The organism is Pseudomonas fluorescens (genome assembly GCF_902497875.1).
Classification (GTDB): domain Bacteria; phylum Pseudomonadota; class Gammaproteobacteria; order Pseudomonadales; family Pseudomonadaceae; genus Aquipseudomonas; species Aquipseudomonas fluorescens_BR.
This window is the reverse complement of record NZ_CABVHY010000018.1, coordinates 1-25,227: the sequence shown is the minus strand read 5'-3', so window position 1 is coordinate 25,227 and position 25,227 is coordinate 1. Positions and strand designations below refer to the sequence as shown.

The 25,227-nt window shown below is 55.9% G+C and carries 25 protein-coding genes; 23 read left to right on the top strand and 2 right to left on the bottom strand.

The annotated features are described in order from the left end of the window. Positions 1-26: 26 nt before the first annotated feature. Positions 27-1,541, bottom strand: coding sequence for a chromosomal replication initiator protein DnaA (dnaA, locus tag F8N85_RS18630; RefSeq protein WP_150805004.1), 1,515 nt, complete (start codon positions 1,539-1,541; stop codon positions 27-29). A 565-nt stretch (positions 1,542-2,106) separates the two neighbouring features. On the opposite strand from dnaA, the gene rpmH reads away from it, so the two are divergent. The 23 genes from rpmH (at position 2,107) to F8N85_RS35600 (ending at position 24,299) form a co-directional block, all read left to right on the top strand. Then, the gene (rpmH, locus tag F8N85_RS18625; RefSeq protein WP_003213577.1) at positions 2,107-2,241 is read left to right on the top strand and encodes a 50S ribosomal protein L34; all 135 of its coding nucleotides are present in this window, start codon (positions 2,107-2,109) and stop codon (positions 2,239-2,241) included. 16 nt (positions 2,242-2,257) lie between these two features. Continuing rightward, the gene (rnpA, locus tag F8N85_RS18620; protein WP_027926203.1) at positions 2,258-2,659 is read left to right on the top strand and encodes a ribonuclease P protein component; all 402 of its coding nucleotides are present in this window, start codon (positions 2,258-2,260) and stop codon (positions 2,657-2,659) included. Continuing rightward, positions 2,652-2,897 (top strand): membrane protein insertion efficiency factor YidD, encoded by a 246-nt coding sequence (gene yidD / locus F8N85_RS18615; RefSeq protein WP_074872215.1) that lies wholly within the window; start codon positions 2,652-2,654, stop codon positions 2,895-2,897. Before rnpA ends, yidD begins: the two co-directional genes overlap by 8 nt. A 2-nt stretch (positions 2,898-2,899) precedes the next feature. Next, positions 2,900-4,582, top strand: coding sequence for a membrane protein insertase YidC (gene yidC, locus F8N85_RS18610; RefSeq protein WP_150805002.1), 1,683 nt, complete (start codon positions 2,900-2,902; stop codon positions 4,580-4,582). A 79-nt stretch (positions 4,583-4,661) separates the two neighbouring features. Then, the gene (gene mnmE, locus F8N85_RS18605) at positions 4,662-6,032 is read left to right on the top strand and encodes a tRNA uridine-5-carboxymethylaminomethyl(34) synthesis GTPase MnmE (protein ID WP_150805001.1); all 1,371 of its coding nucleotides are present in this window, start codon (positions 4,662-4,664) and stop codon (positions 6,030-6,032) included. A 540-nt stretch (positions 6,033-6,572) separates the two neighbouring features. Next, positions 6,573-8,465 carry a tRNA uridine-5-carboxymethylaminomethyl(34) synthesis enzyme MnmG gene (gene mnmG / locus F8N85_RS18595; RefSeq protein ID WP_150805000.1) on the top strand — a complete coding sequence of 631 codons (1,893 nt, stop codon included), beginning with the start codon at positions 6,573-6,575 and terminating at the stop codon, positions 8,463-8,465. After that, a complete protein-coding gene (gene rsmG, locus F8N85_RS18590; protein ID WP_150804999.1) occupies positions 8,462-9,106 on the top strand; it encodes a 16S rRNA (guanine(527)-N(7))-methyltransferase RsmG in 645 nt (214 codons plus the stop codon). The genes mnmG and rsmG overlap by 4 nt, the downstream gene beginning before the upstream one ends. An 18-nt stretch (positions 9,107-9,124) precedes the next feature. Next, the gene (locus F8N85_RS18585; RefSeq protein ID WP_150804998.1) at positions 9,125-9,922 is read left to right on the top strand and encodes a ParA family protein; all 798 of its coding nucleotides are present in this window, start codon (positions 9,125-9,127) and stop codon (positions 9,920-9,922) included. 9 nt (positions 9,923-9,931) lie between these two features. Next, entirely contained in the window at positions 9,932-10,804 is an 873-nt protein-coding gene (locus F8N85_RS18580) for a ParB/RepB/Spo0J family partition protein (RefSeq protein WP_150804997.1), read from the top strand. 147 nt (positions 10,805-10,951) lie between these two features. Continuing rightward, positions 10,952-11,359 (top strand): F0F1 ATP synthase subunit I, encoded by a 408-nt coding sequence (locus F8N85_RS18575; protein WP_150804996.1) that lies wholly within the window; start codon positions 10,952-10,954, stop codon positions 11,357-11,359. A gap of 16 nt (positions 11,360-11,375) precedes the next feature. Beyond that, positions 11,376-12,245 (top strand): F0F1 ATP synthase subunit A, encoded by an 870-nt coding sequence (gene atpB / locus F8N85_RS18570; RefSeq protein ID WP_150804995.1) that lies wholly within the window; start codon positions 11,376-11,378, stop codon positions 12,243-12,245. 133 nt (positions 12,246-12,378) lie between these two features. Next, complete coding sequence (atpE, locus tag F8N85_RS18565) at positions 12,379-12,636, top strand: F0F1 ATP synthase subunit C (RefSeq protein WP_002555987.1); 258 nt, start codon at positions 12,379-12,381, stop codon at positions 12,634-12,636. 57 nt (positions 12,637-12,693) lie between these two features. Beyond that, the gene (locus F8N85_RS18560) at positions 12,694-13,164 is read left to right on the top strand and encodes a F0F1 ATP synthase subunit B (RefSeq protein ID WP_150804994.1); all 471 of its coding nucleotides are present in this window, start codon (positions 12,694-12,696) and stop codon (positions 13,162-13,164) included. Between the two features lie 12 nt (positions 13,165-13,176). After that, positions 13,177-13,713: a F0F1 ATP synthase subunit delta gene (locus tag F8N85_RS18555; protein WP_150804993.1), complete on the top strand. Its 537-nt coding sequence runs from the start codon at positions 13,177-13,179 to the stop codon at positions 13,711-13,713. Positions 13,714-13,734: 21 nt separating this feature from the next. Then, complete coding sequence (atpA, locus tag F8N85_RS18550) at positions 13,735-15,279, top strand: F0F1 ATP synthase subunit alpha (RefSeq protein WP_150804992.1); 1,545 nt, start codon at positions 13,735-13,737, stop codon at positions 15,277-15,279. Positions 15,280-15,329: 50 nt separating this feature from the next. Beyond that, positions 15,330-16,190 carry a F0F1 ATP synthase subunit gamma gene (atpG, locus tag F8N85_RS18545; protein WP_150804991.1) on the top strand — a complete coding sequence of 287 codons (861 nt, stop codon included), beginning with the start codon at positions 15,330-15,332 and terminating at the stop codon, positions 16,188-16,190. A gap of 27 nt (positions 16,191-16,217) precedes the next feature. Beyond that, positions 16,218-17,597, top strand: coding sequence for a F0F1 ATP synthase subunit beta (atpD, locus tag F8N85_RS18540; RefSeq protein WP_150642174.1), 1,380 nt, complete (start codon positions 16,218-16,220; stop codon positions 17,595-17,597). Between the two features lie 44 nt (positions 17,598-17,641). Next, complete coding sequence (locus F8N85_RS18535) at positions 17,642-18,067, top strand: F0F1 ATP synthase subunit epsilon (RefSeq protein ID WP_150804990.1); 426 nt, start codon at positions 17,642-17,644, stop codon at positions 18,065-18,067. Positions 18,068-18,179: 112 nt separating this feature from the next. Next, entirely contained in the window at positions 18,180-19,547 is a 1,368-nt protein-coding gene (gene glmU / locus F8N85_RS18530; RefSeq protein ID WP_150804989.1) for a bifunctional UDP-N-acetylglucosamine diphosphorylase/glucosamine-1-phosphate N-acetyltransferase GlmU, read from the top strand. A gap of 219 nt (positions 19,548-19,766) precedes the next feature. Then, on the top strand, positions 19,767-20,543 hold the full coding sequence (locus F8N85_RS18525) for a DeoR/GlpR family DNA-binding transcription regulator (protein WP_150804988.1): 777 nt from the start codon (positions 19,767-19,769) through the stop codon (positions 20,541-20,543). Position 20,544: 1 nt separating this feature from the next. Next, positions 20,545-22,392 (top strand): glutamine--fructose-6-phosphate transaminase (isomerizing), encoded by a 1,848-nt coding sequence (gene glmS, locus F8N85_RS18520; RefSeq protein WP_150804987.1) that lies wholly within the window; start codon positions 20,545-20,547, stop codon positions 22,390-22,392. Positions 22,393-22,851: 459 nt separating this feature from the next. After that, the gene (locus tag F8N85_RS18515) at positions 22,852-23,940 is read left to right on the top strand and encodes a hypothetical protein (protein ID WP_150804986.1); all 1,089 of its coding nucleotides are present in this window, start codon (positions 22,852-22,854) and stop codon (positions 23,938-23,940) included. Positions 23,941-24,149: 209 nt separating this feature from the next. Next, on the top strand, positions 24,150-24,299 hold the full coding sequence (locus F8N85_RS35600) for a BPSL0761 family protein (RefSeq protein ID WP_318183225.1): 150 nt from the start codon (positions 24,150-24,152) through the stop codon (positions 24,297-24,299). Positions 24,300-24,340: 41 nt separating this feature from the next. Here the strand turns inward: F8N85_RS35600 and tnpC are convergent. Continuing rightward, positions 24,341-25,227, bottom strand: an 887-nt coding sequence (gene tnpC / locus F8N85_RS18510) for an IS66 family transposase (RefSeq protein WP_150804734.1), incomplete at its 5' end; no start/stop codon positions are given.

The window sequence follows — 25,227 nt, the reverse complement described above, 5'->3', positions numbered from 1 at the left end:
GCCTTAATAAGCTGCGCTGGTGTTCATCAAGTGGTCAGTGTACGCAGCAGGTTCTTGTAGTCCTCGCGGATGTCCGCGTCGGATTCCTTGAGCTCGTTGATCTTGCGGCATGCGTGCAAGACCGTGGTGTGATCTCGGCCACCAAACACATCGCCGATTTCCGGCAGGCTGTGGTTGGTCAGCTCTTTGGACAATGCCATCGCTACCTGACGTGGACGGGCGACCGAGCGCGAACGGCGCTTGGACAGCAAGTCGGAAATCTTGATCTTGTAGTACTCGGCGACCGTGCGCTGAATGTTATCCACAGAGACCAGTTTATCCTGCAGTGCCAGCAGGTCCTTCAGGGATTCGCGGATCAACTCGATGGTGATGTCGCGGCCCATGAAGTGCGAGTGGGCGATAACACGTTTAAGTGCACCTTCGAGCTCACGCACGTTGGAGCGAATACGTTGGGCAATGAAGAACGCCGCATCATGGGGCAGATCGACTTTGGCCTGGTCTGCCTTCTTCATCAGAATCGCAACCCGGGTTTCAAGTTCCGGCGGCTCGACGGCGACCGTCAGGCCCCAGCCAAAGCGGGATTTGAGGCGCTCTTCAAGGCCTTCGATTTCTTTCGGATAGCGGTCACTGGTGAGAATGACCTGCTGGCCACCTTCAAGCAGAGCGTTGAACGTGTGGAAGAACTCTTCCTGGGAACGTTCCTTACGGGCGAAGAACTGAATGTCATCGATCAGCAGCGCGTCGACCGAACGGTAGAAGCGCTTGAATTCATTGATCGCATTGAGCTGCAACGCTTTGACCATGTCCGCCACGAAGCGCTCGGAATGCAGGTACACGACCTTGGCATTCGGATTCTTCTTTAATAGGTGGTTACCCACAGCGTGCATCAAGTGAGTCTTACCCAGGCCAACCCCACCATAAAGGAACAGCGGGTTGTAACCATGCTTGGGATTGTCGGCCACCTGCCAGGCCGCAGCCCGGGCCAACTGGTTCGACTTACCTTCGACGAAGTTCTCGAAGGTGAAGGTGCGGTTCAGGTAGCTGGTGTGCTTGAGCGCGCCCTCAACCTGCACGGTGCGCTGCTCAGCGCGTACCGGGGCCTGTTGCGAGCTGGCGCCGGCCATGGGGTCGAAACTGTCGCGAGAGGGCTCTTCGCTGACCTCGGCGGCCTTTTGCGTGGCCCGTTTGGCAGGCGCACTCGGTGCCGGCGCATTGGCCACGGGTGCAGCAGCCGCCTGCGCTTGAGAAGCCGCGGCGGCCAAAGGCGCATTAGGTGCAGCACGAGGTGCCGAACTGCGCTTGCTGCCTATTAATAAGGAAAGCGAAGGCGCCAGGCCGTTGCCGTGCTCATCGAGCAACTCGAGCACGCGGCCCAGGTATTTTTCGTTGACCCAATCGAGAACAAAACGATTCGGTGCGTAAACACGCAACTCGTCGCCCTCGGCTTCGACCTGTAGTGGACGGATCCAAGTGTTGAATTGCTGGGCAGGCAGCTCATCGCGCAGAAGCTCCACGCACTGCTGCCAAAGTTCCACTGACACGGATATCCCCTAAGTTGAAAGCCGGTGAGGCAAAAACAGCCGCCATTGTAGCGACCGAGCGTCCACTTATCCACATGTAGGTTGTTCAGGGAGCACGAAGAATCAACGCCTTAACTGAAAAAAACACGACCAATGGTATGTGGATAAGCCCTGTGGATAAGCCTACCTAAGCTCATTGTACAAGTGGGGGGTAAACTCGGTGGATAACCTGCCTGTGGATAACCTGCCATTCCACGCACAGCTTATCCGATAGCGCAGCACAGGCTGACCACCGTTTTCCACCATGGTTGTCATTCTCTGTACAGCGCGGATTAGAAGGTCTAAAGGCACTTATCCACAGAAGATGCCGACCCTAGCTTTTATAAGCATTACAGAAAAGCTTTAAATAATTCCCTTCTTTATTTCTATATCTAGCGATCCCGTGTCCGACGGCAAAACCCCTCAGATATCTAATTGAAGGAAAAGCTGGTTGGAAATTGACCTAGAGGCGTGCTTTCTCTAGAATCGCCGGTCTCTTAAAACGGGGGCCATTCCGGCCCGTTGTGGACGAACCAGGTAACACGACATGAAACGTACTTTCCAACCAAGCACCATCAAACGCGCCCGTACTCACGGCTTCCGTGCTCGCATGGCTACCAAAAACGGCCGCGCAGTCCTGTCGCGTCGTCGCGCCAAAGGTCGTGCGCGTCTGGCAGTTTGATAATCCGGTACTGGTGGTGAGTCAGGACTTCAGTCGGGAAAAGCGTTTGCTGACTCCCCGGCATTTCAAGGCAGTCTTTGACTCCCCCACCGGCAAGGTTCCGGGGAAAAATCTCCTGCTCCTTGCGCGAAACAACGATCTTGATCACCCCCGATTGGGGTTAGTGATCGGGAAAAAGAGCGTAAAGCTCTCCGTTGAGCGCAATCGCCTCAAACGTCTGATGCGCGAATCGTTTCGCCTCCACCAGGATTCTCTGGTCGGTTGGGACATCGTTATCGTCGCGCGCAAAGGTTTGGGTGACGTAGAAAACCCCGAATTGATTCAGCATTTCGGCAAACTCTGGAAGCGTCTGGCACGCAGCACGCCAGTACCAGCAGTCAAAACCGAAACTGTAGGGGTAGACAGTCCCGATGCGTAAACTGGCACTCGTTCCGATCCAGTTTTATCGCTATGCCATTAGTCCTCTGATGGCCAGTCACTGTCGTTTCTACCCCAGTTGTTCCTGCTACGCGTATGAAGCCATAGAAAATCATGGCCTTCTGCGCGGTGGCTGGCTGGCCTTTCGTCGTTTAGGTCGCTGTCATCCGTGGAATCCCGGTGGTTATGACCCGGTTCCATCTATCCCTACCTCCCGTTCTTCTTCGATGGCCGAGTAATCATGGATATTAAACGCACGATCCTGATCGTCGCCCTGGCAATCGTGACCTACGTTATGGTCCTTAAATGGAACCAGGACTATGGCCAGGCTGCCCTGCCGACTCAGAATGTTGCCGCCAGCTCTACCGCTCCGGGCCTACCGGAAACGGCGACTGGTAAAAGCGCTTCCGTCAGTGACGACATTCCTCGCGCGGCAAGCGATACCAGTGCCCCCGCCGAAGCACCGGTCGCCGTAAGCAAAGATCTCATCCAGATCAAAACGGATGTGCTCGATCTGGGTGTCGATCCACAAGGTGGTGATATCGCCCAGCTGAAGCTGCCGCTTTATCCTCGTCGTCAGGATCACCCGGAAATTCCATTCCAGCTGTTCGACAACGGCAATGAACGGACCTACCTTGCGCAAAGCGGTCTGATCGGCACCAATGGACCGGATGCCAGTCCAGCGGGTCGCCCGGTATTCTCGTCCGAGAAGAAGACTTATCAACTGGCTGACGGTCAGGACCAATTGGTCGTGGACCTGAAGTTCAGCAAGGACGGCGTCAACTACATCAAGCGTTTCACCTTGCAACGCGGTAATTACGATGTAGGTGTTTCCTACATCATCGACAACCAGAGCGCTCAGCCCTGGTCCGGTGCAATGTTCGCGCAATTGAAGCGCGACGCCAGTTCCGATCCTTCTTCCAGCACTGCCACCGGCACCGCGACTTACCTGGGCGCCGCCCTGTGGACAAGTAACGAGCCGTACAAGAAAGTGTCGATGGGTGACATGGACAAGGCCGCGCTGAAAGAAACCGTTCAAGGTGGCTGGGTTGCCTGGTTGCAACACTACTTCGTGACTGCGTGGATTCCGGCGAAGGGCGAAAACAATCTCGTCCAGACCCGTAAAGACAGCAAAGGCAATTACATCATTGGTTACACCGGCCCGGCGTTGACCATCGCGCCAGGTGCCAAGGCTGAAACCACTGCTACGCTTTATGCCGGTCCGAAAAGCCAGGACATACTCAAAGAGTTGTCCCCAGGTCTGGAACTGACCGTCGACTACGGCATTCTGTGGTTCATTGCCCAGCCGATCTTCTGGTTGCTGCAAAATATCCACGCGCTGGTGGGTAACTGGGGCTGGTCGATCATCTTCCTGACCATGCTGATCAAAGGGATCTTCTTCCCGCTGTCGGCAGCCAGTTACAAATCCATGGCTCGCATGCGTGCAGTAGCGCCGAAACTGGCGGCTCTGAAAGAGCAACATGGCGACGATCGGCAGAAAATGTCGCAGTCGATGATGGAGCTGTACAAGAAAGAGAAGATCAACCCGCTGGGTGGATGCTTGCCGATTCTTGTGCAAATGCCGGTTTTCCTCTCGCTGTACTGGGTTCTCCTGGAAAGCGTGGAAATGCGTCAGGCCCCGTTCATGCTGTGGATTACTGACCTGTCGATCAAGGATCCGTTCTTCATTCTGCCGATCATCATGGGTGCAACCATGTTCATCCAGCAGCAGCTGAACCCGACTCCTCCGGATCCGATGCAGGCGAAGGTCATGAAAATGATGCCAATCATCTTCACCTTCTTCTTCCTGTGGTTCCCGGCTGGTCTGGTGCTGTACTGGGTAGTGAACAACGTTTTGTCGATCGCCCAACAGTGGTACATCACCCGTAAGGTCGAAGCCGCTACCAAAAATGCCGCTGCGTAACTTACTCTGTTGATAACCACTCAAAACGCCCCCTAGTGGGGCGTTTTGCTATCTGTCACTTTTGTCTGGATATTGGTTTATGAATGTCCCTCGTGAAACCATCGCCGCCGTTGCTACTGCTCAAGGTCGCGGCGGCGTGGGCATCGTCCGTATCTCCGGGCCGCTCGCAAGTATCGCAGCGAAAGCCATCAGCGGCCGTGAACTGAAACCGCGTTATGCCCATTACGGTCCGTTTTTCAGTGAGCACAATGAAGTCCTCGATGAGGGGATTGCCCTGTATTTCCCGGGGCCGAATTCATTTACCGGCGAAGATGTACTCGAACTTCAGGGCCACGGTGGTCCGATCGTGCTCGACATGTTGCTGCAGCGTTGTCTGCAATTGGGCTGTCGACTGGCACGCCCGGGGGAATTCAGCGAGCGTGCGTTCCTCAACGATAAACTCGACCTGGCTCAGGCCGAAGCCATTGCCGACCTGATTGAAGCCAGTTCGGCACAGGCAGCGCGCAATGCGCTGCGCTCGCTGCAAGGGGCTTTTTCCCAGCGTGTGCATAACCTGACCGAGAAACTCATCAGTCTGCGCATCTATGTCGAGGCGGCAATCGACTTTCCGGAGGAAGAAATCGACTTCCTGGCGGATGGGCATGTTCTGAATATGCTCGATAACGTGCGCGAAGAGTTATCCACCGTGTTGCGTGAAGCCGGGCAGGGGGCATTGCTCCGTGACGGCATGACCGTGGTGATCGCCGGTCGGCCGAATGCCGGCAAGTCCAGTCTGCTCAACGCCCTGGCCGGTCGTGAGGCAGCCATTGTTACGGAAATTGCCGGGACTACCCGGGATATCCTCCGTGAACATATCCACATCGACGGCATGCCGTTGCACGTGGTCGACACCGCAGGCTTGCGCGATACCGATGATCAGGTCGAAAAGATTGGTGTAGAACGGGCGCTCAAGGCCATTGGCGAGGCTGATCGGGTCTTGCTGGTGGTCGACGCAACGGCACCTGAAGCCCTGGATCCGTTTGCCCTGTGGCCGGAATTCCTCGAACAGCGACCGGATCCAGCCAAAGTGACCCTGATCCGCAACAAGGCTGACCTTACCGGCGAAGCAATCGCCCTGGAAGTCAGTGAGGATGGCCACGTGACGATCAGCCTCAGTGCCAGGTCCGCCGGCGAAGGCCTGGAGTTGCTGCGCGACCACCTCAAAGCCTGCATGGGATATGAACAGACCTCGGAAAGCAGCTTCAGCGCTCGCCGACGCCACCTGGAAGCCCTGCGCCATGCCAGTACCTCACTCGAGCACGGTCGTGCGCAATTGACCCTTGCCGGCGCTGGTGAGCTGCTGGCCGAGGATTTGCGTCAGGCGCAGCAGTCTTTGGGCGAGATTACCGGCGCATTCAGCTCCGATGATCTGCTTGGACGGATCTTTTCCAGCTTCTGCATCGGTAAGTAACCCCTCTGTTGTCCACAGACAGGCCGTTGGCGCCTGTCTGTTCTCCTTCTTCCTGAGCCTTTTTCTGAACTGCCTGGTGGAATTTATCGACCTCGGCGGATTTTCTGTGGTCGGGATTTGCCTTGCCAGCGGTTTTTCTGTGAATTAAGCCCTGTGAATAACTACCCTTAGGCCCAGTTGATAACAGGGCCTCAAAACTGAGGAAAACCCCGCCTGTGGATAAGCACCTCTTTTACCCACAGGCTTAAACCGGTTATCCAACGGCCTCATACCCACATGACCACAGACTTTTGAACCTCTGTACACATTGTATATAAAGGCCTGTAGCAATCTATCCACAGAAATGTGCCTCAGTAGAAATAAACATAAAAACAAAGATTTAATACTTTTCTCTCTTTTAATTTCTATTATCCGTGATTATCCACAGCTGGTTAAATTTTGTGCAAAGGGTTCTTTAGGAGAGGCGAAGTCCCTATACTTGCCGCCTAGCCCAATAACCCATCCCTTTTTACCCATTCAGAAGCAGGCACGAGGTGCGTGGTGGATTTCCCTTCCCGTTTTGAAGTGATCGTCATCGGCGGCGGTCATGCCGGTACCGAGGCAGCACTAGCGTCAGCACGCATGGGGGTGAAAACCCTGCTGCTTACGCATAACGTGGAAACCCTCGGGCAAATGAGCTGCAACCCGGCGATTGGCGGCATTGGCAAAAGTCATCTGGTCAAGGAAATCGACGCCCTTGGCGGCGCGATGGCCATGGCGACCGACAAGGGTGGTATTCAGTTTCGCGTACTGAACAGCCGCAAAGGCCCAGCCGTGCGCGCTACCCGTGCTCAGGCCGACCGGGTTCTCTACAAGGCGGCTGTTCGCGAAATCCTCGAGAACCAGCCCAACCTGTGGATATTTCAACAAGCCTGCGATGACCTGATCGTTGAACAGGATCAAGTCCGCGGCGTTGTGACCCAGATGGGCCTGCGAATCCTTGCCGACTCGGTGGTATTGACTACCGGGACTTTCCTCGGTGGACTTATCCACATCGGGATGCAGAACTATTCCGGTGGCCGAGCGGGTGATCCACCCTCGATTGCCCTGGCACAACGTCTGCGTGAACTGCCTTTGCGGGTCGGACGCCTGAAAACCGGCACCCCGCCGCGAATTGATGGTCGTTCTGTGGATTTCTCGGTGATGACCGAGCAACCGGGCGACACGCCGATTCCAGTGATGTCGTTCCTCGGTTCCAAGGAACAGCATCCCGCGCAAGTCAGCTGCTGGATTACCCATACCAATGCCCGAACCCACGAAATCATTGCCGCGAACCTCGATCGTTCGCCGATGTATTCCGGGGTCATCGAAGGTATCGGCCCGCGTTACTGCCCTTCGATCGAAGACAAGATCCACCGCTTTGCCGACAAGGAAAGCCATCAGGTCTTCATCGAACCGGAAGGTCTGACGACCCACGAGCTGTACCCGAACGGGATTTCCACTTCGTTGCCGTTCGATGTGCAGATCCAGATCGTGCAGTCGATTCGCGGGATGGAAAACGCGCATATCGTTCGTCCTGGCTACGCCATCGAATACGATTACTTCGATCCGCGGGATCTGAAGTACAGCCTGGAAACCAAAGTGATCGGTGGTTTGTTCTTTGCCGGACAAATCAACGGCACCACCGGTTACGAAGAAGCCGGCGCCCAGGGTTTGCTCGCCGGAACCAACGCCGCACTGCGTGCACAAGGCAAAGACAGCTGGTGTCCGCGTCGGGATGAAGCGTACATCGGGGTGTTGGTCGACGACCTGATTACCCTCGGGACTCAAGAACCGTACCGGATGTTCACTTCCCGCGCCGAGTACCGGCTGATCCTGCGCGAAGACAACGCTGACCTGCGTCTGACCGAAAAAGGTCGTGAACTGGGCTTGGTGGATGACGCGCGTTGGGCAGCTTTCTGTACCAAACGCGAAAGCATCGAGCGGGAAGAACAGCGTCTGAAAAGTACCTGGGTTCGCCCGGGCACCGAGCAGGGCGATGCGATTGCCGAAAAATTCGGCACGCCCCTGACTCACGAATACAACCTGCTGAACCTGCTGACGCGTCCGGAAATTGACTACGCCGGGCTGATCGCGATCACCGGTAACGGCGCAATCGATCCACAGGTGGCCGAACAGGTCGAAATCAAAACCAAGTATGCCGGTTACATTGATCGTCAGCAGGACGAGATCGCTCGCCTGCGGGCCAGTGAAGACACCAAATTGCCTGTGGATATCGATTACACGAATATCTCCGGTCTCTCGAAAGAAATTCAGAGCAAGTTGGGGATAACTCGACCTGAGACGCTGGGTCAGGCTTCGCGGATCCCTGGGGTCACGCCGGCGGCGATTTCCCTGTTGATGATTCATTTGAAAAAACGCGGCGCGGGCCGTCAGTTGGAGCAAAGCGCTTGAGTTCGTTGGTCACCTCGCAACATGCCGAAGAGTTATCCACAGGTGCTCGCCAGCTCGGTGTCACCCTGACAGAAAGCCAGCATGCTCAACTGCTGGCGTATCTGGCCCTGTTGATCAAATGGAATAAGGCGTACAACCCCACGGCGGTGCGCGACCCGGACGAAATGGTTTCGCGGCATTTGCTCGACAGCCTGAGTGTCATGTCCTTCATCGAGAATGGTCGTTGGCTGGATGTTGGCAGCGGTGGCGGGATGCCGGGGATTCCCTTGGCGATCCTGTTCCCCGAGTCGCAAGTGACGGTTCTGGACAGCAACGGCAAGAAAACCCGCTTCCTGACCCAGGTCAAACTCGAACTCAAGCTGGATAACCTGCAAGTTATCCACAGTCGTGTCGAAGCCTTCCATCCTGAACTACCCTTCACCGGGATCGTCTCCCGAGCGTTCAGCAGTCTGGAAGATTTCTCCAACTGGACGCGGCATCTGGGCGACCTCGATACACGTTGGTTGGCAATGAAAGGCCTGCATCCGGCGGATGAACTGGTAGCATTGCCGGCAGACTTCCACCTCGATAGCGCGCACGCGTTGGCCGTACCCGGTTGCCAAGGCCAACGCCATCTGCTGATACTGCGCCGCACGGCATGATTGGGAACACAAGCAAGAATGGCTAAGGTATTCGCGATTGCGAACCAAAAGGGTGGTGTGGGCAAGACCACCACCTGTATCAACCTCGCAGCATCGCTGGTCGCTACCAAGCGTCGGGTGCTGTTGATCGATCTTGATCCACAAGGCAACGCCACCATGGGTAGCGGTGTGGATAAACACAACCTGGAAAATTCGGTCTATGACCTGCTGATCGGCGAATGCGATCTGGCCCAGGCCATGCACTATTCCGAGCATGGCGGTTATCAACTGCTGCCAGCCAACCGCGATCTGACGGCGGCAGAAGTCGTTCTGCTGGAAATGCAGATGAAAGAAAGCCGTCTGCGCAGCGCTCTGGCGCCGATTCGTGAAAACTACGATTACATTTTGATCGATTGTCCACCGTCGCTGTCGATGCTTACGCTCAACGCGCTGGTCGCTGCCGACGGGGTAATTATCCCCATGCAGTGCGAGTACTTCGCACTCGAAGGTTTGAGCGACCTTGTGGACAACATCAAGCGCATCGCTGAACTGCTGAACCCGAACCTGAAAGTCGAAGGCCTGCTGCGGACTATGTACGACCCGCGGCTGAGTCTGATGAACGACGTTTCGGCGCAGCTCAAGGAACACTTCGGTGAGCAATTGTATGACACCGTGATTCCGCGCAACATCCGTTTGGCCGAAGCACCCAGTTATGGCATGCCGGCGTTGGCCTACGACAAGTCATCGCGGGGCGCTATTGCCTATCTGGCATTGGCGGGCGAGCTGGTTCGTCGTCAACGTCGCAACTCACGCACCGCCGCCGCTCAGGCAACTTAAGGAATCCCCATGGCCGTCAAGAAACGAGGTCTCGGACGTGGACTGGATGCACTGCTGAGTGGTCCGACCGTCAGCTCGCTGGAAGAGCAAGCGGTGCAGGCCAATGAGCGTGAGCTGCAGCACCTGCCACTGGACCTGATTCAACGTGGCAAGTACCAGCCACGACGGGACATGGACCCACAGGCGCTCGAAGAGCTCGCTCAGTCGATCAAGGCCCAGGGGGTGATGCAACCGATCGTGGTTCGTCCGATCGGCGGGGGGCGCTTTGAGATCATTGCCGGTGAACGCCGCTGGCGTGCCAGCCAGCAGGCTGGCCAGGAAACCATCCCGGCGATGGTTCGCGATGTGCCGGATGAAACCGCCATTGCCATGGCGCTGATCGAGAACATTCAGCGCGAAGACCTCAATCCGATCGAGGAAGCGGTGGCGCTGCAGCGCTTGCAGCAGGAATTCCAGCTGACTCAGCAGCAGGTTGCCGAAGCCGTGGGTAAATCCCGGGTGACCGTGGCCAACTTGCTGCGCCTGATTGCGTTACCTGAAGTCATCAAAACCATGCTGTCTCACGGTGACCTGGAAATGGGTCACGCACGTGCATTGCTCGGTTTGCCGGAAAATCAACAAGTCGAAGGGGCGCGACACGTTGTCGCACGAGGTTTGACTGTGCGCCAGACTGAAGCCCTGGTTCGCCAGTGGTTGAGTGGCAAACATGAGCCCGCCGAACCCACCAAACCCGACCCGGATATTGCCCGTCTCGAACAGCGTCTGGCCGAGCGCCTGGGCTCTGCGGTGCAGATCCGCCACGGGAAGAAGGGCAAAGGGCAGTTGGTCATTGGTTATAACTCCCTGGATGAATTGCAGGGCGTTCTTGCGCACATCCGCTGAAACAATTCCATATGTAGCAGCAGTCAAAAAACACTACCTGGCAGTTGAATAGGGGCGGAACCGCCCCTATACTCTGCGCGCATTTTGTCGGCACAAATTATGCCAATTTATAGCGTTCTGGCAGCCGATTCTTGGGGAGCAATATCGATGGAGAGCCGCATGCCAAACCGCTTGCCGTTCCATCGCCTGGCCGTATTTCCGGTGCTACTGGCTCAATTTGTCGTTTTGGTACTGGCCGCTTTGGCGCTCTGGTACTGGCATGGAGTCGTAGCCGGATACTCGGGTCTCTGCGGAGGCCTGATAGCCTTGCTGCCCAACGCGTATTTTGCTCATCGGGCATTTCGGTTTTCCGGCGCCCGGGCAGCTCAAGCCATCGTCCGGTCATTTTATGCCGGCGAGGCAGGCAAACTGATTTTGACGGCAGTGCTCTTTGCATTGACGTTCGCAGGTGTGAAGCCATTGGCGCCGCTAGCTGTATTCGGCGTCTTCGTGCTGACCCAACTGGTCAGCTGGTTCGCTCCCCTGCTGATGAGAACAAGACTTTCGAGACCTTAGGGCGTTTGAGGCAAACATGGCAGAAACCACCGCTTCGGGCTATATCCAGCATCACTTGCAGAACCTGACCTTCGGGCAGCTACCTAACGGCGGCTGGGGCTTTGCCCACACCGCAGCAGAGGCCAAAGAAATGGGCTTCTGGGCATTCCACGTCGATACCCTCGGCTGGTCTGTTGCGTTGGGTCTGATTTTCGTTCTGATTTTCCGCATGGCGGCGAAGAAGGCGACTTCAGGTCAACCTGGTGCTTTGCAGAACTTCGTTGAAGTCTTGGTCGAATTCGTCGATGGCAGCGTGAAAGACAGCTTCCATGGCCGAAGCCCGGTGATTGCACCACTGGCACTGACCATCTTCGTCTGGGTCTTCCTGATGAACGCCGTCGACCTGATACCGGTCGACTGGATTCCTCAGCTGGCCATCCTGATCACTGGTGATTCGCACATTCCATTCCGTGCGGTGTCGACCACTGACCCGAACGCGACCCTGGGCATGGCCCTGTCGGTGTTCGCGCTGATCATTTTCTACAGCATCAAGGTCAAGGGTATCGGCGGTTTCATCGGCGAACTGACCCTGCACCCGTTCGGCAGCAAGAACATCTTCCTTCAGGCTCTGCTGATTCCGGTGAACTTCCTGCTGGAGTTCGTGACGCTGATTGCCAAGCCGATCTCGCTGGCCCTGCGTCTGTTCGGCAACATGTATGCCGGCGAACTGGTCTTCATTCTGATCGCCGTGATGTTCGGCAGCGGTCTGCTCTGGCTTAGCGGCCTGGGCATAGTTCTGCAGTGGGCGTGGGCTGTGTTCCACATCCTGATCATCACCCTGCAGGCGTTTATCTTCATGATGCTGACCATCGTCTACCTGTCGATGGCGCACGAAGAGAACCATTAAGACCAGTCTCGACTGGTCTGATGTCCCTCTCGGTCAAACGAGAGGGTGCCCGAACAGGGCTATGAAACGATTTGTTTTACCGCTTTAAAAATTAAAAAACCTAAACCATACGACGTAAAAGTCGGGAGGAAAGATGGAAACTGTAGTTGGTCTAACCGCTATCGCTGTTGCACTGTTGATCGGCCTGGGCGCACTGGGTACCGCAATTGGTTTCGGCCTGTTGGGTGGCAAGTTCCTGGAAGGCGCAGCGCGTCAGCCAGAGATGGTTCCAATGCTGCAAGTCAAAATGTTCATCGTTGCCGGTCTGCTCGACGCCGTAACCATGATCGGCGTTGGTATCGCTCTGTTCTTCACCTTCGCGAACCCCTTCGTTGGTCAACTCGCTGGCTAATCACTCGAATTTTCGAGTTGATTAGGGTGATGGACAACGAACGAGCGAGGTGTTGGCGTGAACATTAATGCAACCCTGATTGGCCAGTCCGTTGCGTTCTTCATTTTTGTACTGTTTTGCATGAAGTTCGTGTGGCCTCCGGTCATCGCGGCTTTGCACGAACGTCAGAAGAAGATCGCGGATGGACTGGACGCTGCCAGCCGTGCAGCTCGCGACCTGGAGTTGGCCCAAGAGAAAGCGGGTCATCAACTGCGCGATGCTAAAGCACAGGCAGCTGAAATCATTGAGCAAGCCAAGAAACGCGGTGCTCAGATCGTCGATGAAGCCCGAGATCAGGCTCGCGTCGAAGCTGAACGTGTGAAGGCTCAGGCTCAGGCCGAGATCGAACAGGAACTGAACAGCGTCAAAGACGCCTTGCGTGCCCAACTGGGTAGCCTGGCTGTCAACGGCGCAGAGAAGATCCTGGGTGCCACAATCGATCAAAACGCGCACGCGGAGCTGGTTAACAAACTGGCTGCTGAAATTTAAGCGAGGGCGATCATGGCAGAATTGACCACGTTGGCCCGACCTTACGCTAAGGCAGCCTTCGAGCACGCCCAGTCCCACAAGCAGCTGGCCTCTTGGTCAGCCATGCTCGGCCTGGCTGCAGCAGTGTCGCAAGACGACACTATGCAGAGCGTGCTCAAGGCCCCGCGACTGACGAGCGCAAACAAGGCCACCACGTTTATCGACGTGTGTGGCGACAAGTTTGATGAGAAAGCAAAGAATTTCATTCACGTCGTTGCTGAAAACGACCGTCTCCCGCTGATGCCGGAGATCGCCGCTCTGTTTGACCTGTACAAGGCCGAACAAGAGAAATCGGTAGACGTGGACGTAACCAGTGCTTTCGCATTGAACCAAGAACAGCAAGACAAACTCGCCAAGGTTCTCAGTGCACGGCTCGGCCGGGAAGTGCGCCTGCACGCGTCGGAGGATGCCAGCCTTATTGGTGGCGTCGTAATCCGCGCCGGCGACCTGGTTATCGATGGCTCGATTCGCGGCAAACTCGCGAACCTTGCCGAAGCATTGAAATCTTGAGTTTGAAGGGGCAGCAGAGCAATGCAGCAACTCAATCCTTCCGAAATAAGTGAAATTATCAAGGGCCGCATCGACAAGCTCGATGTGACCTCCCAAGCCCGTAACGAAGGCACTGTCGTCAGCGTATCTGACGGCATCGTGCGGATTCACGGTCTGGCCGACGTCATGTACGGCGAGATGATCGAGTTTCCGGGCGGCGTCTTCGGTATGGCCCTCAACCTTGAGCAAGACTCTGTAGGCGCCGTTGTATTGGGCTCCTATCAGTCTCTGGCTGAAGGCATGAGCGCCAAGTGCACCGGCCGCATCCTCGAAGTTCCGGTTGGTAAGGAACTGCTGGGTCGCGTAGTCGACGCACTGGGTAACCCAGTTGACGGCAAAGGTCCGCTGAACAACACCGAGACCGATGCGGTCGAGAAAGTTGCTCCAGGCGTGATCTGGCGTAAGTCGGTAGACCAGCCTGTACAGACTGGCTACAAGGCTGTCGATGCCATGATCCCTGTCGGCCGTGGCCAGCGTGAGTTGATCATCGGTGACCGTCAGATCGGTAAAACCGCTCTGGCGATCGACGCGATCATCAACCAGAAGAACAGCGGCATTTTCTGTGTATACGTAGCGATCGGTCAGAAGCAATCGACTATCGCCAACGTGGTTCGCAAGCTGGAAGAAAACGGCGCGTTGGCTAACACCATCGTCGTTGCTGCCAGTGCTTCCGAATCCGCAGCGCTGCAGTTCCTGGCACCGTACTCCGGTTGCACCATGGGCGAATACTTCCGCGACCGCGGTGAAGACGCGCTGATCGTTTATGACGATCTGTCCAAGCAAGCAGTGGCTTACCGCCAGATTTCCCTGCTGCTGCGCCGTCCACCAGGCCGTGAAGCTTACCCAGGCGACGTGTTCTATCTCCACTCCCGTCTGCTGGAGCGCGCATCCCGCGTTTCGGAAGAATACGTAGAGAAGTTCACCAACGGCGCAGTGACCGGCAAAACCGGTTCCCTGACCGCACTGCCGATCATCGAAACCCAGGCTGGCGACGTTTCCGCGTTCGTTCCGACCAACGTGATTTCCATCACCGACGGTCAGATCTTCCTGGAATCGGCCATGTTCAACTCCGGGATCCGTCCTGCAGTGAACGCCGGTGTTTCGGTATCCCGTGTGGGTGGTGCCGCTCAGACCAAGATCATCAAGAAGCTCTCCGGTGGTATCCGTACCGCTCTGGCTCAGTACCGTGAACTGGCAGCATTTGCCCAGTTCGCTTCTGACCTGGACGAAGCGACCCGTAAGCAACTTGAGCATGGTCAGCGCGTTACCGAGCTGATGAAGCAGAAGCAATACGCACCAATGTCGATCGCTGACATGGCGCTGTCGCTGTATGCCGCTGAGCGTGGGTTCCTGACTGACATTGAAATCGCCAAGATCGGCAGCTTCGAACAAGCGCTGATTGCTTTCTTCAACCGCGATCACGCCGAATTGATGGCGAAGATCAACGTGAAGGGTGACTTCAATGACGAAATCGATGCTGGCATGAAAGCCGGTCTCGAGAAGTTCAAGGCCACCCAAACCTGGTAAGCCGCAGCGGGAGCCGCAAGGCTCCCGCTTGCTAACCTGATAGGTGTTACATGGCAGGCGCAAAAGAGATTCGCAGTAAGATTGCGAGCATCAAAAGCACGCAAAAGATCACCAGCGCCATGGAAAAAGTGGCGGTCAGCAAAATGCGCAGGGCACAAATGCGCATGGCTGCTAGCCGTCCTTACGCGGAGCGCATCCGCCAGGTTATCGGTCATCTGGCCAACGCCAACCCGGAATATCGCCACCCCTTCATGATCGAGCGCGAAATCAAGCGCGTCGGTTATGTCGTCGTGAGCAGTGACCGTGGTTTGTGCGGTGGTTTGAATACCAACCTGTTCAAGGCCTTGGTCAAGGACATGGCGTTAAACCGCGATCGCGGCGTAGAGATCGATCTGTGCGTGATAGGCAGCAAAGGTGCGGCATTTTTCCGCAACTTCGGCGGTAACGTCGTTGCTGCTATCAGCCACTTGGGCGAAGAGCCGTCGATCAATGATCTGATCGGCAGCGTCAAGGTGATGCTGGATGCCTACCTGGACGGCCGTATTGACCGCCTGTCCGTGGTATCCAACAAGTTCATCAACACCATGACGCAACAGCCTACGGTGGAACAGTTGATTCCGCTGGTGGCGACCCAGGATCAGAAGCTCAAGCACCACTGGGACTATCTCTACGAACCGGATGCCAAGGAGCTGCTTGACGGCTTGATGGTCCGCTACGTGGAGTCGCAGGTGTACCAGGCGGTGGTCGAGAACAACGCGGCTGAACAGGCTGCGCGGATGATCGCAATGAAGAACGCTACCGATAACGCCGGTGACTTGATCAGCGATTTGCAGCTGATCTACAACAAGGCGCGTCAGGCTGCGATCACCCAAGAGATCTCGGAAATCGTTGGCGGCGCTGCCGCGGTTTAACGGTTCAAATATTCAGAGGATCCAGCTATGAGTAGCGGACGTATCGTTCAAATCATCGGCGCCGTTATCGACGTGGAATTTCCACGCGACAGCGTACCGAGCATCTACAACGCGCTGTTGGTACAAAGCGCGGCCGGGACCACCCTCGAAGTTCAGCAGCAGCTGGGCGACGGCGTGGTTCGTACCATTGCGATGGGTTCCACCGAAGGCTTGAAGCGCGGTCTGGAAGTCAAAGACTCCGGCGCAGCCATCTCCGTACCGGTCGGTAAAGCGACCCTGGGCCGGATCATGGACGTTCTGGGCAACCCGATCGACGAAGCTGGCCCGATCGACACCGAAGAGCGCTGGGGCATTCACCGTCCTGCGCCAACCTTCGCTGAACAAGCTGGTGGCAACGACCTGCTGGAAACCGGCATCAAGGTTATCGACCTGGTTTGCCCGTTTGCCAAAGGCGGTAAAGTCGGTCTGTTCGGTGGTGCCGGTGTAGGCAAAACCGTAAACATGATGGAACTGATCCGTAACATCGCCATCGAGCACAGCGGTTATTCCGTGTTCGCCGGTGTGGGTGAGCGTACTCGTGAGGGTAACGACTTCTACCACGAGATGAAGGACTCCAACGTTCTGGACAAAGTGGCACTGGTATACGGTCAGATGAACGAGCCGCCGGGTAACCGTCTGCGCGTAGCACTGACCGGCCTGACCATGGCCGAGAAGTTCCGTGACGAAGGTAACGACGTACTGTTGTTCGTTGACAACATCTACCGTTACACCCTCGCCGGTACTGAAGTATCCGCACTGCTGGGCCGTATGCCTTCTGCAGTAGGTTACCAGCCGACTCTGGCTGAAGAGATGGGTACTCTGCAAGAGCGCATCACTTCGACCAAAAACGGTTCGATCACCTCGATCCAGGCGGTATACGTACCGGCGGATGACTTGACTGACCCGTCGCCTGCGACCACCTTCGCCCACTTGGACGCCACCGTCGTACTGTCCCGTGACATCGCCTCCCTGGGTATCTACCCAGCGGTCGATCCACTGGACTCGACTTCGCGCCAGCTGGACCCGATGGTTATCGGCCAGGAACACTACGACACCGCTCGCGGCGTACAGTATGTGTTGCAGCGCTACAAAGAGCTGAAGGACATCATTGCGATCCTGGGTATGGACGAGCTGTCGGAAGCCGACAAACAGTTGGTAAACCGTGCTCGTAAGATCCAGCGCTTCTTGTCGCAACCGTTCTTCGTGGCTGAAGTCTTCACGGGTGCCTCGGGTAAATACGTTTCCCTGAAAGACACCATTGCCGGCTTCAAAGGCATCCTCAACGGTGACTACGACCACTTGCCAGAACAAGCGTTCTACATGGTCGGCGGCATCGAAGAAGCGGTCGAGAAAGCCAAAAAACTGTAATCCCGGCGCCCGGCAACGGGCGCTAATCAGGTTGAGGCAAGCAGATGGCTATGACAGTCCATTGCGATATCGTCAGCGCGGAAGGAGAAATCTTTTCCGGTCTGGTCGAGATGGTGGTCGCACACGGCAGCCTGGGTGATCTTGGTATCGCTCTAGGTCACGCTCCGCTGATTACTGAACTCAAGCCGGGCCCGATCCGCCTGATCAAGCAGGGTGGGGAAGCCGAGGTGTTCTACATCTCCGGTGGTTACCTCGAGGTTCAGCCGAACATGGTCAAGGTTCTTGCCGACACCGTGCAACGTGCTGCCGACCTGGACGAAGCCTCCGCTCAGGAAGCCGTCAAGGCTGCTGAGAAGGCCTTGCATGACAGAGGCGCCGAGTTCGACTACGGTTCCGCTGCCGCACGTTTGGCCGAGGCTACAGCTCAGCTGCGCACCGTCCAGCAGATCCGCAAGAAGTTTGGCGGCTAAGCCAGGTTTTTTGTGTGATTGATTAAAAAGGGTAGCCTCGGCTACCCTTTTTCTTTTTCCGCCGTTCAATTTTTGGTCGCAGCCGCTGACCACCCAGGATTGGTAGCCAGTTATGTCTCTTGAAATCGTAATTCTCGCTGCCGGTCAAGGCACTCGCATGCGTTCGGCACTGCCAAAAGTGCTTCACCCGGTGGCGGGCAACTCCATGCTCGGCCATGTTATCCACAGCGCCCGGAAACTTGATCCGCAGCGTATCCACGTGGTGATCGGCCACGGTGCCGAAGTGGTGCGTGAGCGCCTGGCAGCCGATGACCTGAACTTCGTCCTGCAGGACAAACAACTCGGCACCGGCCACGCCGTGGCTCAGGCCTTGCCGTTTCTGACGGCTGAAAACGTACTGATCCTCTACGGTGATGTGCCACTGATTGAAGTCGAGACGCTTCAGCGCCTGCTGAAGAAAGTGACCCCTGAACAACTCGGTCTGTTGACCGTAACCCTGGCCGACCCTACCGGTTACGGCCGGATCGTTCGCGATGCTGACGGCAAAGTCGCTGCCATCGTCGAACACAAGGACGCCACTGACGCCCAGAAGGCCATCTGCGAAGGCAATACCGGGATTCTCGCGGTGCCTGGCGCACGGTTGGCCGATTGGCTGGGCCGCTTGTCGAACAACAACGTCCAGGGCGAGTACTACCTGACCGACGTGATCGAAATGGCGGTCAAGGAAGGTCTGGTGGTGGCCACCGAACAACCCCATGACGCCATGGAAGTGCAGGGCGCCAACGACCGCAAGCAGCTTGCCGAGCTGGAGCGTCACTACCAATTGCGCGAAGGCCGTCGTCTGATGGCACTGGGCGTCACCCTGCGTGACCCGGCCCGTTTCGATGTGCGCGGTGAAGTCAGTGTCGGTCGAGACGTGCTGATCGACATCAATGTGATACTCGAAGGCCGGGTGGTTATCGAAGACGACGTCGTCATCGGCCCGAACTGCGTGATCAAGGACAGCACCTTGCGCAAAGGCGCGGTGATCAAGGCCAACAGTCATATCGACGGCGCAGTGCTGGGCGAAGGCAGCGATGCCGGCCCGTTTGCACGGCTGCGGCCGGGGACCGTACTGGAAGCCCGCGCCCATGTGGGTAACTTTGTCGAGTTGAAGAATGCCCACCTGGGTGAAGGCGCGAAGGCGGGTCACCTGACCTATCTGGGTGATGCCGAAGTCGGTGCGCGCACCAACATTGGCGCGGGTACCATCACTTGCAACTACGATGGCGCCAACAAGTGGAAGACCGTGCTGGGTGAAGACGTGTTCATCGGCTCCAACAACTCGTTGGTGGCGCCTGTGGAGCTCGGCAACGGTGCGACTACCGCTGCGGGTTCGACCATCACTTCTGAGGTAGGCGCCGATCAATTGGCAGTCGGCCGCGCTCGCCAGCGCAATATCGATGGCTGGAAGCGGCCGGTGAAAATCAAGAAGAGCTGAGTTATCCATAGCTGCGAAAATCGTTAAAAGATCGCAGCCTGCGGCAGCTCCTACAGGGATTTGCGTTCATTCAGGGTGAGCGTGGAGCCTTTGTAGGAGCTGCCGCAGGCTGCGATCTTTTGGTTTATCCACAGATATTTTTTATCTATGAACTTGACGATTTTCGGCTAATAGGTTTTGATTGCCTTCGTTATCTTTCGAAACGAAACTTATAAGCCCATGTCGAAACGAAATACACCACAACGTCGCCACAATATCCTCGCCTTGCTCAATGAGAAGGGCGAAGTCAGCGTGGATGAGTTGGCTAAGCGTTTCGAAACCTCGGAGGTCACGATTCGCAAGGATCTGGCCGCTCTGGAGAGCAATGGTCTGTTGCTGCGCCGTTATGGTGGTGCGATCACCATGCCGCAAGAGCTGGTGAGCGATGTTGGGCAGCCCGTTTCGAAATACAAGCAGGCCATCGCCCGTGCCGCCGTGACGCGGATTCGCGAACATGCGCGGATCATCATCGACAGCGGCAGCACCACCGCTGCAATGATTCCGGAGCTCGGCCAGCAGCCGGGTCTGGTGGTGATGACCAACTCGCTGCACGTTGCCAATGCCCTGAGCGAACTGGAGCACGAACCGGTGCTGTTGATGACTGGTGGCACGTGGGACCCGCATTCCGAATCTTTCCAGGGGCAGGTCGCTGAGCAAGTACTACGCTCTTATGATTTCGACCAGCTGTTCATTGGTGCCGATGGCATTGATCTGACCCGCGGCACCACGACCTTCAACGAACTGCTCGGTCTTAGCCGGGTGATGGCGCAAGTGGCTCGTGAGGTGATCGTGATGGTCGAGGCCGACAAGATCGGCCGCAAGATTCCCAACCTGGAACTGCCCTGGAGCAGCGTCCATACCCTAATTACCGATGATCGCTTGCCACTCGAGGCACGCGAGCACATTCAGGCCCGCGGCATCACCTTGATATGCGCGGCAGTCAACCAGGAGAAATAGCATGTGTGGAATTGTTGGCGCGGTCGCTGAACGGAATATCACTGCCATCCTGCTCGAGGGCCTCAAACGCCTTGAATACCGCGGCTACGACAGCGCCGGCGTGGCAGTTTTCACCAATGCCGGCAAGCTTGAGCGCATGCGCCGCCCAGGCAAGGTCAGCGAGCTGGAACAAGCTCTGGCCGGTGAACCTATGGCCGGTCGCCTCGGGATCGCCCACACCCGTTGGGCAACTCATGGTGCGCCGTGCGAGCGCAATGCCCACCCGCATTTCTCCGGTGATCTGGCGGTGGTGCACAACGGTATCATCGAGAACCATGAAGCCCTGCGTGCACAGTTGAAAGCCCAGGGTTATGTGTTCACCTCCGACACTGACACCGAAGTCATCGCCCACCTGCTCAACCACAAACTCAAAGACTTGCGCGATCTGACCGTTGCGCTCAAGGCCACCGTGAAAGAACTGCACGGCGCCTACGGCCTGGCGGTCGTCAGCGCCCATCAGCCGGATCGTTTGGTGGCGGCCCGCAGTGGCAGCCCGCTGGTCATTGGCCTGGGTCTGGGCGAGAACTTCCTGGCTTCCGACCAGTTGGCGTTGCGTCAGGTCACCGACCGTTTCATGTACCTGGAAGAAGGCGACATCGCCGAGATCCGCCGCGACAACGTGCAGGTCTGGGATGTCGACGGTCAGTCCGTCGAACGTGAAGCCGTGCAATACCGTGATGGTGCCGAAGCCGCCGAAAAAGGCGAGTTCCGCCACTTCATGCTCAAGGAAATCCACGAGCAACCGTCTGTGGTCCAGCGCACCCTGGAAGGCCGCCTCAGCCAGAACCAGGTGCTGGTCCAGGCCTTCGGTCCACAAGCGGCTGAGCTGTTCGCCAAGGTCCGCAATGTGCAGATCGTCGCCTGTGGCACCAGCTACCACGCGGGTATGGTTGCCCGTTACTGGCTCGAAGAGTTGGCCGGGATTCCGTGCCAGGTCGAAGTCGCCAGTGAGTTCCGCTACCGCAAAGTAGTGGTTCAGCCGGACACGCTGTTCGTGACCATCTCGCAATCCGGCGAAACCGCCGACACCTTGGCGGCGCTGCGCAACGCCAAGGAGCGTTCCAAAGAAGAAGGGGGTTACCTCGCCAGCCTGGCGATCTGCAACGTGGGCATCAGCTCGCTGGTGCGTGAGTCAGAGCTGACCCTGTTGACCCAGGCCGGTCGCGAAATCGGCGTGGCCTCGACCAAAGCGTTCACCACTCAGTTGGTCGGGCTGTTGCTGCTGACCCTGTCCCTGGGTCAGGTCCGCGGTACATTGGCCAAGGGCGTCGAAGCCGAACTGGTCGCAGAACTGCGCCGTTTGCCGGCTCGCCTGGGTGAAGCCCTGGCCATGGACAGCATCATCGAGAAGACCGCCGAGCTGTTCGCCGAGAAGAAGCACACGCTGTTCCTCGGCCGTGGCGCGCAATTCCCGGTAGCGATGGAAGGTGCGCTCAAACTCAAGGAAATCTCTTACATTCACGCTGAAGCCTACCCGGCCGGTGAGCTGAAGCACGGCCCGCTGGCGCTGGTCGACGCCGACATGCCGGTAGTGACCGTGGCGCCGAATAACGAGCTGTTGGAGAAACTCAAATCCAACCTGCAGGAAGTTCGCGCCCGTGGCGGTGAACTGGTGGTCTTTGCCGATGAACAGGCTGCCATGACCAATGGCGAAGGCACTCACGTCATCAACATGCCGCACATCCACGACATCCTGTCGCCGATCCTCTACACCATCCCGCTGCAACTGCTGTCGTATTACGTCGCCGTGCTTAAAGGTACCGACGTTGATCAGCCGCGCAACCTGGCGAAATCCGTCACGGTGGAGTGAGTTATCCACAGCCCGGGGAATGTTGGTTTTAGAGAATTAAAACTGTCGCTGGTGAATTAAATCTGTCGCAGGTAGCTGATTGCTCGGATCAGTACCTATGACAGACATGCCCAGTGCATATTCCCTGGACGCGGCTGCTTTGCTCCGATTTCTATATTGTTCCGAAAATTGAGTGGATTCAGACAAAAGAATCTGGCCATTCAAAATTGCAATACATTAGAGGCCATGAGGTCTCCACAGATGTTCCTCATCTACATTGGAACCGGCTCGGTAATTGGATGACGTGCAAAAGCTTTAAATTTGGTTACCGCATATATTTAAATGCGCCTTTCCATGATCAGTCGGTCACATAACAATTCTAGGTTCTCACGGGCCATTATGCTTCTTAAAATACAACAAGATGAATCTTTACGGTCATACATAGAAAGAAATATCTATTTGGGATTTAAAGAACGACATGTGGATGTATTTAAAAAAATCCCTAAGTACTCTATCGGTTCAAACTATGTTAGAGCTATAGCATCTGAACTTGGGTGGAAAGGCTGCTACGGATTTAATCGATTGATTCACTATCACACCGAAAACTGTCTTCGAGTAGTGTTCTGTGATTTTAAGGATCCTTCGTATTCAGGGAAAAGTTATATTCTCAACGGCGATAATTACAGTCCTAGCAGCAAAACAATAGGATTTTGTCCGAAATGCGTCAACGAGGATCTCAATAGGCTTGGATTTTCCTATTGGCGCAGGTTTCATTGCGATGGAGCGAAGGTATGTGCGAAGCATAACGTTATTTTATTAAAAAAATGCCCATTTTGCGGTGATTGTTTTTCGTTGGACGGGCATGGTCTTAACGTGATGTGGGCTACATGTGGAGGGCGCCACCTTAGCGATTGCGCGTCGACGCCAAATTGCGACTCAATGGATTTGAAAAGGGCAGAATTTTCGGAAGCCGTTAGTAAATTTAATTATCAAATATGTGAAAGGACGGCGTCAGATTTTCTGTTGAGAAAAATATACAATTCGGATTGCTTTAGAACCCTTCGGATTGAGGGAAGTAACATCTCAAAGGGTCCAACCATTTATGAATTTGTGCGCCATTCACAAGATATGAAAAATGGTGCTGAATATTACAAGACTGATAGCAGTTTGCTCTTTGATTTAGCTGTGGGTTTATACAGTAGATTCGAAGATTTTGTAGTCGATCTACAATCTGTAAATTGTGAATTTCGTTATATTGAGTCTGGGTGGGCGACATTTAAGGCAGCCGGAAATGAGTCCCCACATTATGTTGAGGAGAACTACGCGCTGGGCGTGGCGCAATGGAGCTGCCCCTATCCATCGGAAGATTCAAGAAAGCGGTCAAGCACTGATGAGTACTGGAGCAGAAAACCGATTATTTATCGCTGCTGCAATTTTGTTTCAGATTGCAGCAAAGACCTTAACTTGAAAAGCGTACGCGTTCGCCTTGCGCCACCTGCTGTTCCTCGTTTAGGGATGAACGGAAAGTTCGGTGTTGCTGGAAGGACAGATATAAATTCAGTTGGCTAGGGAAAACCGTTTGGAAGCATTGAAGTTGCGATGTACCGTGAAAATACTTCGAAACTTACTGTCGAGGTGCAGGGACGCGAAATTTTGCCTGGGGTCTAGTTTATAAAGACATAGGCTCCCCAATCCCGATTCTCCAGATGAACAAGGTAAGCTCTGCACCGGAAGCTTTGCCTTGCCTTGGACTGACGATCTCACTCGTGGAGGATTAAATGACGATGCCATTTGAACGGACCAGGTCCGTAGCACAAACTCACGCGTTCCTGACGGAGCTTGCTCGCGACACAGAAGTGCCCGAACGCATTAGACAAAACGCTCATTTCCTTTTACGTCACTTTCCCACTAAGCAGGATGTTCTGTAAGCGCTCCATGAACCCCACATTTTAAAGATGGGGATCTATGGCTATCTTGGAATTTGCGGCGTGCAGTTCCACGGCAGCAAAGCCTCGAAGTCTTCTACGCTCGAGGCTTGTGGCAGGCGCTCAAGTGCGTGGCGCAGCCACGCATAGGGCTCTTGGCCGTTGGCTTTAGCCGTCTCGACCAAACTGTAAAGTTGAGCGCTGGCCATCGCGCCTTTGGGCGTGTCGCTGAACAGCCAGTTCTTGCGCCCGATAACGAAGGGCCTGATCGCGCGCTCTGCCGCATTGTTGTCGATCGGCAAGTAACCGGCTTCGGTGTAGCGCACCAACTTGATCCAGTTGCTGGCCAGGTAGCTGATGGCTTTACCCAGTGCATTTTGCGTCGTCACTTGTGGCTGGGTTTTCTCCAGCCATGTTTGCAACTGCGCCAACACCGGCAGGCTGTTTTGCTGTCGGCTTTCGTGGCGATGTTCATCGCCGACTTCTTTTAAATCTCGCTCGATACCGTACAGCTTGTTGATCAGATTCAGGGCGATATCGGCACGCCCGGTTTTGCCTTTAGGCTGCACCTTTTGCGCCTCGACAAACTTGCGTCGCGCATGCGCCCAACAGCCTAAACGTTCGACACCGGATTGCCCGCCCAAGGCGTTATAACCCGCGTAATCATCAGTCATCAGGTAGCCGCGATAACCTTCGAGCAGGCGCGATGGAACCTCCTGCGCCCGGCTGGTCGAGTAGTCAAAAAGGATCACAGGCTGATCCGGCGGCCCGCCGGTTTGCACCCACATCCAGGATTGGCTGGTGGGCTCTCGATCTGGCTCTTTCATCACCTGTACACGTGTTTCGTCGCAGTGGATGACGCGACTTTCCAGCAGTCGATCCCGCATCAAGTTGAGCAAGGGTTGCAGGTGTTCGCCGCACTGGATAACCC

Coding starts and splice junctions, on each gene's coding strand:
- F8N85_RS18580 (WP_150804997.1), top strand. CDS start 9,932: ATGGCCGTCAAGAAACGAGGTCTCGGACGTGGACTGGATGCACTGCTG.
- atpE (WP_002555987.1), top strand. CDS start 12,379: ATGGAAACTGTAGTTGGTCTAACCGCTATCGCTGTTGCACTGTTGATC.
- F8N85_RS18535 (WP_150804990.1), top strand. CDS start 17,642: ATGGCTATGACAGTCCATTGCGATATCGTCAGCGCGGAAGGAGAAATC.
- yidC (WP_150805002.1), top strand. CDS start 2,900: ATGGATATTAAACGCACGATCCTGATCGTCGCCCTGGCAATCGTGACC.
- rpmH (WP_003213577.1), top strand. CDS start 2,107: ATGAAACGTACTTTCCAACCAAGCACCATCAAACGCGCCCGTACTCAC.
- F8N85_RS18585 (WP_150804998.1), top strand. CDS start 9,125: ATGGCTAAGGTATTCGCGATTGCGAACCAAAAGGGTGGTGTGGGCAAG.
- atpD (WP_150642174.1), top strand. CDS start 16,218: ATGAGTAGCGGACGTATCGTTCAAATCATCGGCGCCGTTATCGACGTG.
- mnmE (WP_150805001.1), top strand. CDS start 4,662: ATGAATGTCCCTCGTGAAACCATCGCCGCCGTTGCTACTGCTCAAGGT.
- yidD (WP_074872215.1), top strand. CDS start 2,652: ATGCGTAAACTGGCACTCGTTCCGATCCAGTTTTATCGCTATGCCATT.
- glmU (WP_150804989.1), top strand. CDS start 18,180: ATGTCTCTTGAAATCGTAATTCTCGCTGCCGGTCAAGGCACTCGCATG.
- glmS (WP_150804987.1), top strand. CDS start 20,545: ATGTGTGGAATTGTTGGCGCGGTCGCTGAACGGAATATCACTGCCATC.
- F8N85_RS18525 (WP_150804988.1), top strand. CDS start 19,767: ATGTCGAAACGAAATACACCACAACGTCGCCACAATATCCTCGCCTTG.
- atpG (WP_150804991.1), top strand. CDS start 15,330: ATGGCAGGCGCAAAAGAGATTCGCAGTAAGATTGCGAGCATCAAAAGC.
- atpA (WP_150804992.1), top strand. CDS start 13,735: ATGCAGCAACTCAATCCTTCCGAAATAAGTGAAATTATCAAGGGCCGC.
- atpB (WP_150804995.1), top strand. CDS start 11,376: ATGGCAGAAACCACCGCTTCGGGCTATATCCAGCATCACTTGCAGAAC.
- F8N85_RS35600 (WP_318183225.1), top strand. CDS start 24,150: ATGACGATGCCATTTGAACGGACCAGGTCCGTAGCACAAACTCACGCG.
- F8N85_RS18575 (WP_150804996.1), top strand. CDS start 10,952: ATGGAGAGCCGCATGCCAAACCGCTTGCCGTTCCATCGCCTGGCCGTA.
- F8N85_RS18555 (WP_150804993.1), top strand. CDS start 13,177: ATGGCAGAATTGACCACGTTGGCCCGACCTTACGCTAAGGCAGCCTTC.